Below are 2717 nucleotides of genomic sequence, written 5' to 3' on the forward strand. Positions count from 1 at the left end.
CACTGTCAAGCGCGGCGAGCTCGCCGAGCATCTGGCCAGCGGTTGTGAACAGCGCGGTGTGCCCGTTGACGAGCGCCTGGTAGGCGAGGTTCAGCGCCAGGGTCGACTTGCCCACGCCGTTCGGGCCGATCAGTACGACGTTGGCGGTGTCCCTGACGAACTCGAGCGACATCAGTTCTTCAACGGTGGCCCGGTCGCAGCGCGTGGGCCAGGCCCAGTCGAAGTCGCACAGCGGTTTGAAGCTACCCAGATGGGCATCCCGGATGCGTCGCTCGAGCGAACGGCGGGCACGCTCGTCTTCTTCCCACTGCAGCAGCGGCGCAACCCAGCCGGCGTCCGTGAGATCCGGCCAGTGTGCCAGCAGCCCGTACAGGCGCAGGGCGTTCGCGCGCTCCTGCAGGTTCTCAGGCGAGCTCATCAGCACCTCCCGTTATCTGGTCGTAGATGTCGAGCCGGTGAGGGGTCACCAGCGTGTCCTTGCTACGCACGTGCTCGGGCAGGTTCACCGTCACCGGCGGCGGTATCTGCCGCGACTCGCGCCGACGCTCCAGCGCCAGACGCACCGGATTCTGGTGAGGCGCGGCATCGCTGGCGAGCGTTTCCTCGATCGCTGCCTGCAGTTCGGCTGCACCATAACGGTCGAGCAGCCGCAGCAGGTGGGCGGTGATATTGCCCAGATTGGCGCCGCGTTCCGCCGCGCGCAGCATGAGCGTGTGACTGGCCGGCGCCGCGCGGGCGAGATGGTCGAGGCCGCGATGGTGACGGGCTTCGCGTTTGCGTGCAACGAGGGCGTCGATGTGCGCGACAATCTCGATCTGCGCGCCGCGATCGTAACTGCGCACATGAGTTGCAAGCAGATCGGCGCCGTCGAGAATGCGCACCTGCCGGGGATCGGCCCGGACCGTGAGTACGCGCCGCACGTGGGTATGCGGGATCGTGTAATCGTTCAGATCGAAGCGCACATACGGCTGCTTGCCGACCTTCACGGCCAGTTGCAGCTCGCACGGGTACGGATTCGCCGGCAACGCAAGCAGGCTGGGCTGTTCGCGGGCGAAGGCTTCGCGCACCGTGATCGTGGGCTCTTCCCGGCAGGGACGATCGGCGGCGGGACCGGCGCACCAGAGCGCGGCCTGGGCATTCAGGTCGTCGAGGTCAACGAACTTGCGCGCGGCAAAGAAATTCTCACGTACATACCTGATAGCTCTTTCGACGCGTCCCTTCTCGTTGCCTCTGGCCACTGCCACTGGACGGGGCTCGAAGCGATGATGAGCGGCGAACGCAAGAAGCGTCGGGTTGAAGCGGATCGCATCACCCTGACGCTCGAGCACAGCGCTCCTGAGATTGTCGTAGAGGAGGATCCTTGGCAATCCGGACCACGCCGCGAACGCGCCGGCGTGGCCCGCCAGGAAGCTGTCCATGCGGGCATCGAGGAAGAAGCGCAGATAGATCTGCCGCGACCACGACAGCACCATGACGAAGGCCATGAGCGGCCGGCGCGCGCGCCCGATCTGCAGATGATCGAAATGGGCCCAGTCAACCTGGCCCTGCTCTCCAGGCAAGGTGCGCAGCCGCAGATAAGCCTCTGGTGTAGGACGCGGACGGTGTACCGCGATCAGGTGCCGGAAATGATGAGGGTTGCCACGGTAGCCGCGCTCGGTGACCATCGCATACAGCCGGCTGGCCGTGAGCGACGGAAACCTCTTGAGCGTGTCATGAATAAACGGCAGGTAGGCATCGATCTGCGAAGGTCTGAGCATCCCGCCGACGCGGGGCAGACCGGCCTGCGCCAGCACGCGCTGGACCGTGCCACGGTGCACGTGCAACTGCCGTGCGATGGTGCCGCAGCGCCACTTCTCGACGTGGTAGTAGCGCAGGATCTGCGCCTCGAGTTCAACTCCAATGGTCATGGGTCACTTCCTGTGTAGTAGGTAGTAGTAGTACGAACATCACGGAAGACCCGACGGCGTAGTGGCCCGAGGCGCACGGAGTCCGGACAGACGCAGTGGCAGAAATGGCAACGCTCAGGCACAGCTGGGGCGGTGGCGGACACCGCTGCTGTTGCCGCCGACGTCGTCGAAGTCGGTGCCAGTAGAGCATCGGCGGCAGGTACAGCGGAACCCTGATGCGTCACTTTATTCTGGCGGTTGCGATAGCGGCGCATCCGTTCGGCATGCGCGAAGCGGCCGTGACGACTGCGCTGATAGCGCTGGCCGGCCACGCGCATGCTGGCCTGGCGTGCGACCTCAGAACAGTCACCGTCGCAGTAGATCTGGCCGCGGTCGCAACGGCGGCAAACGACGACCTGCGCCCGGCAACGGGCGCACACGAACAGACGGCCTGTGTCCGGCATCGGCAATCCCCGTCAATGCCGCAACGGTATCGACGGGAATAATGGGTCGTGCCATACTGGCCCGGCACCCGTGCCCCGTGCGCGTGTGGGGCTCGACATCGGAGTGAACTTGGCGGTTTGAGCCGGTGTCGAGCCTGTTTCTTCGGCGGTAAGCCTTCTTCTACCGCATCCCGACTTCAGCGTCACCTCTTCCTGAAGCAAGCCGAATCGGCTGCGTCTGCACGCGCCCTACGGGCTCCTTCCGACGCAGCCGGTGCCGCCTCCTGCACTTCACACAAACCATTACCAAACCGCTCAGCAGACCTGGACCATTCGGTATCTCTGATCGATGCCGCCGTCTAGTGTCGGTTTCTCACAGCCGTTCACA

2 protein-coding genes are annotated in these 2717 nt (G+C 64.9%); both read right to left on the bottom strand.

All coding sequences use genetic code 11. The features are described 5' to 3' along the window. Window positions 1-418, bottom strand: a 418-nt coding sequence (locus tag HDG34_RS38510; protein ID WP_184069227.1) for an ATP-binding protein, incomplete at its 3' end; no start/stop codon positions are given. Next, window positions 405-1907, bottom strand: a complete 1503-nt coding sequence (gene istA, locus HDG34_RS38515; RefSeq protein ID WP_184069230.1) for an IS21 family transposase — start codon at window positions 1905-1907, stop codon at window positions 405-407. The genes HDG34_RS38510 and istA, both read right to left, overlap by 14 nt. Window positions 1908-2717: the final 810 nt, after the last annotated feature.

The sequence above is a fragment of the Paraburkholderia sp. HC6.4b genome (assembly GCF_014200875.1).
In the GTDB taxonomy this organism is placed as follows: Bacteria; Pseudomonadota; Gammaproteobacteria; order Burkholderiales; family Burkholderiaceae; genus Paraburkholderia; species Paraburkholderia tuberum.

Bases quoted from the DNA above. Each gene is read 5' to 3' on its own strand.
- istA (WP_184069230.1), bottom strand. From the start codon at position 1,907: ATGACCATTGGAGTTGAACTCGAGGCGCAGATCCTGCGCTACTACCAC.